This is a genomic window from Methanobrevibacter sp. UBA417 (assembly GCF_002508845.1).
Taxonomy (GTDB): domain Archaea; phylum Methanobacteriota; class Methanobacteria; order Methanobacteriales; family Methanobacteriaceae; genus Methanobrevibacter_A; species Methanobrevibacter_A acididurans.
The window spans coordinates 1-5,668 of the sequence record NZ_DAZC01000020.1; the positions used below are offsets into that span (position 1 = coordinate 1).

14 protein-coding genes are annotated in these 5,668 nt (G+C 27.2%); 10 read left to right on the forward strand and 4 right to left on the reverse strand.

What is annotated here, in order from left to right; translation table 11 throughout:
• From BP769_RS03375 to BP769_RS03390, 4 genes are all read right to left on the reverse strand, one after another.
• Window positions 1-212, reverse strand: a 212-nt coding sequence (locus BP769_RS03375; RefSeq protein ID WP_413862044.1) for a hypothetical protein, incomplete at its 3' end; no start/stop codon positions are given.
• Window positions 213-245: 33 nt separating this feature from the next.
• Entirely contained in the window at window positions 246-1,007 is a 762-nt protein-coding gene (locus BP769_RS03380) for a hypothetical protein (RefSeq protein ID WP_413862046.1), read from the reverse strand.
• An 84-nt stretch (window positions 1,008-1,091) separates the two neighbouring features.
• Window positions 1,092-1,472, reverse strand: a complete 381-nt coding sequence (locus tag BP769_RS03385; protein WP_413862048.1) for a hypothetical protein — start codon at window positions 1,470-1,472, stop codon at window positions 1,092-1,094.
• Window positions 1,473-2,407: 935 nt separating this feature from the next.
• The gene (locus tag BP769_RS03390; protein ID WP_413862050.1) at window positions 2,408-2,578 is read right to left on the reverse strand and encodes a hypothetical protein; all 171 of its coding nucleotides are present in this window, start codon (window positions 2,576-2,578) and stop codon (window positions 2,408-2,410) included.
• 202 nt (window positions 2,579-2,780) lie between these two features.
• Here BP769_RS03390 and BP769_RS03395 point away from each other — a divergent pair, with 202 nt between their 5' ends.
• From BP769_RS03395 to BP769_RS03440, 10 genes are all read left to right on the forward strand, one after another.
• Complete coding sequence (locus BP769_RS03395) at window positions 2,781-2,969, forward strand: hypothetical protein (RefSeq protein WP_413862052.1); 189 nt, start codon at window positions 2,781-2,783, stop codon at window positions 2,967-2,969.
• Complete coding sequence (locus tag BP769_RS03400) at window positions 2,966-3,097, forward strand: hypothetical protein (protein WP_413862054.1); 132 nt, start codon at window positions 2,966-2,968, stop codon at window positions 3,095-3,097. Before BP769_RS03395 ends, BP769_RS03400 begins: the two co-directional genes overlap by 4 nt.
• Window positions 3,098-3,103: 6 nt before the next feature.
• Window positions 3,104-3,232 carry a hypothetical protein gene (locus BP769_RS03405; RefSeq protein WP_413862056.1) on the forward strand — a complete coding sequence of 43 codons (129 nt, stop codon included), beginning with the start codon at window positions 3,104-3,106 and terminating at the stop codon, window positions 3,230-3,232.
• 115 nt (window positions 3,233-3,347) lie between these two features.
• On the forward strand, window positions 3,348-3,500 hold the full coding sequence (locus BP769_RS03410) for a hypothetical protein (RefSeq protein WP_413862058.1): 153 nt from the start codon (window positions 3,348-3,350) through the stop codon (window positions 3,498-3,500).
• On the forward strand, window positions 3,497-3,901 hold the full coding sequence (locus BP769_RS03415; RefSeq protein ID WP_413862060.1) for a hypothetical protein: 405 nt from the start codon (window positions 3,497-3,499) through the stop codon (window positions 3,899-3,901). Before BP769_RS03410 ends, BP769_RS03415 begins: the two co-directional genes overlap by 4 nt.
• Window positions 3,901-4,080 carry a hypothetical protein gene (locus tag BP769_RS03420; protein ID WP_413862062.1) on the forward strand — a complete coding sequence of 60 codons (180 nt, stop codon included), beginning with the start codon at window positions 3,901-3,903 and terminating at the stop codon, window positions 4,078-4,080. Before BP769_RS03415 ends, BP769_RS03420 begins: the two co-directional genes overlap by 1 nt.
• Complete coding sequence (locus BP769_RS03425) at window positions 4,077-4,253, forward strand: hypothetical protein (RefSeq protein WP_413862064.1); 177 nt, start codon at window positions 4,077-4,079, stop codon at window positions 4,251-4,253. The genes BP769_RS03420 and BP769_RS03425 overlap by 4 nt, the downstream gene beginning before the upstream one ends.
• Window positions 4,254-4,307: 54 nt before the next feature.
• Entirely contained in the window at window positions 4,308-4,814 is a 507-nt protein-coding gene (locus tag BP769_RS03430) for a hypothetical protein (protein ID WP_413862066.1), read from the forward strand.
• Between the two features lie 15 nt (window positions 4,815-4,829).
• On the forward strand, window positions 4,830-5,162 hold the full coding sequence (locus BP769_RS03435) for a hypothetical protein (RefSeq protein WP_413862068.1): 333 nt from the start codon (window positions 4,830-4,832) through the stop codon (window positions 5,160-5,162).
• Between the two features lie 5 nt (window positions 5,163-5,167).
• The coding region (locus BP769_RS03440) for a hypothetical protein (protein WP_413862070.1) at window positions 5,168-5,668 on the forward strand (501 nt) is incomplete at its 3' end.

Consider the following 5,668-nt stretch of genomic DNA (forward strand, 5'->3'; position numbering starts at 1 on the left):
TTTAATGCAGCTTGTATCTCTTTTTTATCTCCAATTATTTTAAAAGATGAATTTAATCCTTCTCCTTCTTGAATAATTTTAATATCATGATTTTCTAAATCTGCTACTTTTTCACTTGCAAATTCTCCATATTCGCGTAATGCTAAATTTAATATTACAGAACTGTAAGTATTTTCATCCAATTTTTTTAAATCTGTTACTTTATCATACATTTTTCATCATTCCTCTTAAAAAAAAAATTTAAATTAAATAAATGGATATATAATTTTAAGTTTTTTATTTTCATCATCTTGTTGAAAAGCTGCCCCATACCCCCCAATTCGATAATATTCCCATTCACTAGGATTTCCTAGTGATCGTCTGAAGTCATCAGAATCACATTCACGAAAATCAATTTCATAATTTTCTTGAATTTTCATGAAACTAAATTTCTTCATATAACCATATACAATTAATGCTTTGTTTTTTTCAATTTCTTTTCTTTCACCATTTAATTTTTCTATTTGTTTAAATTCATCTTCATGTTCTTCTTCAATCCCTTCAAGATCACTAGAATTTAAATCTTTTACATTAAAATAATAATTTAAATCAAATTTTTCATTAAACTTATTTTCTTTTTCTTCAATTTTATAATTTAATCTTTTAACTAATTCTTTTAAATCTTCAACATCACTTATTTTTTCTACAACCTCATTAAATAATGTTTCACCCATGCTTAAATCTAAATTTTCTTCTATGTCAGACCAAAATTGTCTAGCCCAACTTTTTTTATCATTCTCAAAAATTTTAATAATGTTTAAATCATCATCTGTAACTTTGTATAAACAGTAGTAATCATAGCTTCCTTTGTCGACAGATAAGTATAATCCATCTTGTAGGTCTGTGTCTTTTGTGAAGTTTCCTAAAATTGAGTATCCACCTTGTTTACTTTTATCTAATCCGATAACTAATTTTGTCCAGTCAAATTTTTCTAATCCTGCTTTTTCTATTATTTTTTCTATTTTCATTTTTTTTATCCCCTATATATGTTACATATTATAGTTGTGTTATAGTAGTATATATACTTTTTGATTAATGGTAAAAAAAATAATCTATTTCTTATTATATCTTATTAATCCTCCACAATAAGGACAATTAAGTTTTTGACCTTTAAACTGCTTACCACAATAAGGACAAGTATAAGTATTAGGTTCACTTAATTTCTTACCGGCATAATGGAATATTATAACTAATATAAAGAATATTATAACTCCAAACACATTCAGGAACACTGCAAGAAAAACAAATAAAAATAAGTATCCAAATATTTTAAATAAGGTTATTCCTGCATTACCCCAACTTGTACTTACTTGATCATATATTGGTCTGTGTTGTGCATCAAATGGTTGTCCACATTTTGGACAGTATGCTTGTTCTTCAAACATTGTAAATTTTTCTCCACAGTATGGACATACAAATTGACCTTTACTCATAAAATATCTTCCCCTTTAAAAATTTTGTATAATTAATTATATATTATAGTATTCATATTATTTAAAAATTAATCCTTAAATATTCATGAAAGATTATTTTTTCTTGTACTCTTTTTATAGATTAAGTATTGTAAAAGATTTTAAAAGATAAAATAAAGGATACTCTCTTCACTTATCCAAAATTTTTTTAATGTTATGTGTGAGGTTTTTTTTCACTCTAATTATTTTATTTTACTTCCTGCAGCATTAAAAAGAAACTTTTATCTTTAAGAATCTTTTATTATTATTTTTTTAAACATTATAACAATATATAATTGTAGGAGCTGAACTGGATATATGGAATGTTTTTTAATGATTGATGCACTGTTTAATATATAGATTGTTTTATTATATTATTTTTAATTGATGGTATTAAATAAAACAGTTTAGTATTTTATAGATTTTTTGTTAAACAGTTATTTCAAAAACATATGTGTTTTAATTTTCAATAGTACACAAACTTACAAACTTACAAACATATAACTGAACAAGTATACAAAATAACATAATCTTATTGAATAAATCAATAGTTTTATATAGTAAAAAATTGTAAATAATAATCACCCAACTGAAACTAAAAAAAAATAGTATATAAAAAATAGTTGTAATTTCAAGAGAAATAGAAAGGAATCAAACAGTACCGCAAATACCTAATCCTTTCACAATTCTCAAGAGGCTACATTAAAAAAATAGAAATAACATCAAGACGTGATGATTAATATTTTAGTAACCAATCATATTTATGATAATAAATGCTATTTATATTTACCGAAAATAAACATTGGTAAAGTATATAGTCCTCAAATGTATGAGGTTGTTAAGAATTGTTTAAATAATTTAGGCACTCACAAAAACTATTACAAGAATAGTATTCTTAAATTTTTAAAACATAATAATCATTCTGATTTTGAAACCGAAACTTTAAGCTCATTATCACAAGCTTCAACATCCCATTGTAATTTATCATTACAATTTAATTTTAAAATGTTAATGATCTCTTTAGGAATTGTTGTTCTTAATGATTTACTTTTAGGATTTGGTTTAATAACATTACTATTTAATTCCATAATCTTCATAGTCCCCTTTCTATTTTTTTTAATATTTATATATACTAATATTAGTCTACACTTGTTTATATATTTACCTATTAATAGATTAAAAATAGACTAACTTTATATACTAGAAAATACATACAAGAATACAAGAAGCAGAAATCAAATCCGCAAAATTTGGTATCAGTTTCTAAAAAACATTAAGACGTGATGAAAAATGCTTAATCTAAAAATAAAACAAGAAGCTCCTTACGCGGGAACAATATTCAGCGAAGAAGAAATGCCAGTTGTTAAACAAGGATTAAAACTTGTAGCAGAACAACAACGAGAATTTCAAGAAAAACAACAAGACGAAGAATATAAAAAAGAATACAAAACCTTCGCAGCAAAAGCCGTGAAAGTATGATATTCATAAACAAATATCTTGAAGTCTTCGATGATGAGGATCCAGATTACAATCCTCATGACAATGACATTTTTTTTGAGGAAACTAATTTTATACAACATCTAATCCAAACTGAACCAAAATGGTGATAATTTATGGCAACAGAAATTATAGAACCCTGGGATTTTGAAACTGAAACCGAGATGGATATGGAACATGAATTAATGAAATATCGTTTATTACATAATTTACCTGTACCAGAAGCATATCAAGGGGATGATTAAAAATGTGGATTGAAGAAGAACAAAGCTTAATGGAACCTGAAGAATATGTTCCATGGCAAGAAGAATTCCTTGAGGAAGCAGAATACTGGGATAATTTTGAGGGAGATGAATAATCATGTCCCTCTACAAAATATCTAAAAATAGTATTCCAACTGGAGAAATAATCTCTGCAGTAAATGCTGGAGAAGCAATATTCACTTATTCAAAACTTGTTGATGAAAACCCATTAATCATAAATGCTGAAAGAGTTGAGGTTGTGGAAGTATGAGTTGCTTAGATGATTTCGATTTAAAAACATTAGATGATGAAGTATTAAAAGTACTAAATCACAAGCAAAAAGAACATGAAGCATGGATAAAACCAGAAAATCAAAAATATAATGAGTCCAGAACACCATTCTGGACTGTTATAATACATTGTAATAGTGATCATATCACTTTTGATGTGCAAACAAAAAGTAATAAAATTATTAATAATGTGGAATTATCAAGAGAATTGGAAGCAAAAGCTGTTACATTAGAACCAGATACACAAGCTTTAATTAAATTCACTGGTACTGGTTTTGTAATACTTGATTATAAACTACCCGAAAAAGAATTTAATGATATTACAGATAAAGAGTTAAAACTTATGGAAGAAGAATATGAGAGTTTAGGGGGATTGTATTAATGGTTGTAGATTTAAGAAAGAAAGAAACTTTTAAAGATAAATTATATAAAAATTTCCTTTTAATTTACACTATCATCTTTGCAATAATATTATTACTCCTTATTGTAGGGGTTATTATGTTATTTAATCCAGTTACTTATGGTTATTTAAGTTATTGTACATTCTTTGGGGTTTTATGAAATTTATAAGACCACCATCCCATCTTTCTGAGGATGATGAATTTCAGAAACTTTGCAGAATAATACTCTTTGAATTCACTGGAACAGTGAAAGTGGAGAGTAAGACTGATGAATATAAAGTACGACATGATCGTATCCTATTAACAAAACCAATAGAAGTTATTCAAAAATAATAAAATTACTTTTTTGGTGATTGTTTTAATAGAAATTTAAAATGGTGAATAATTATGGGAATACGTAAAGCTGAACCAATCGTAGAAGTTCAAAATACTGAACCTGAAGCAGTTCAAACTGTTGAAGGGGAAATAGTTAAAAGTGAAACTAGTCTTAGTTCTGAAAGTGGTATTGAAACTGCTCTTCAAGAGTGGAGGGATTACCAATTAGTGACTAAGGAAATACTTGATGATAGTGATTACCAAATTATTAAAAATAAAAAGTTTAAGAAGAAATCAGCATGGCGTAAATATGCTCGTGCATTCAATATTACAACAGAAATACTCAAGGAGGATATAAATAAAACAGATAAAGGTCGTGTAAGTGAAGCAACATTCATAGTAAGAGCAACCTTACCATCTGGTAGATTCGCTGATGGTTGGGGGAATTGTAGTAAAGGAGAAGGAAATAAAAATCATCCAAACCATGACATACCAGCAACAGCTTGTACACGTGCAACAAACAGGGCAATTGCTGACCTTATAGGTGCAGGTGAAGTATCATCAGATGAAATAGAGTAATAGAGATGATTTTATATGAAGACTGTTGAATTAGAATCTTTAATCAAGGACTGCTGTATAGCGGAAATTGATTATTATAATGCGAAAGAAAAACGTGAACATGTAGAAGCCGATGCAAATCTTACAGTTGATTGGAAGAAAATCAATACTGAAAGAGAAGCAGAGGGTTTAAGTAAAATCACAAATGAAACTCAAAGAAAATCTTATATTAAAATTTTAGTAGAAGATTTTAAGCATAATGAAAATTGTAAACTTGTTGAATGGAATCGGTTGAAAATGATTTATGAAAATAAGGATCAACTATCCTATCAGCAAAAAGTAGAAAATCAAAATAGTAAAGAGGAATGATTAATATGGGAATATCAAAAGCAATGAAAACAGAAAAAGTAGAAGAACCTAAAACCTACTTTCCAAGTATGGAAGTAGAAAATGATGAAAGTTTAGATGAAGTACCAATGGATTATGATTTTATACGATTAGATGATCTTGGTGATGAAGCAGCATATATTGGTCGTCCAGTAATGCGTCCAATCAGTGCTTATACTTTTGATAATGATGGAGAGGAACAAACAAAATATCGTAGCACATTGTATCTTGTGAATGATGAAGATGAAGAAGTCTTACAAATCAACATTAACTTAAAAACTGATAATGAAATCCAAACTGGAATAAATAAAGGCAGTGTATTATATGATTTCATTGGTAGTTTAAAAGAATTAGAAGTACAAGGTTATATGTCAAATTATAATAAAATTAAAAAATTCAATTTAAATGAAGCTGAAGACTTCATTAACAGTTTAACTAAAGCTGAAATACGTGTAGTTGAACATGAATTCCAAAGAAGAGATGGTAAT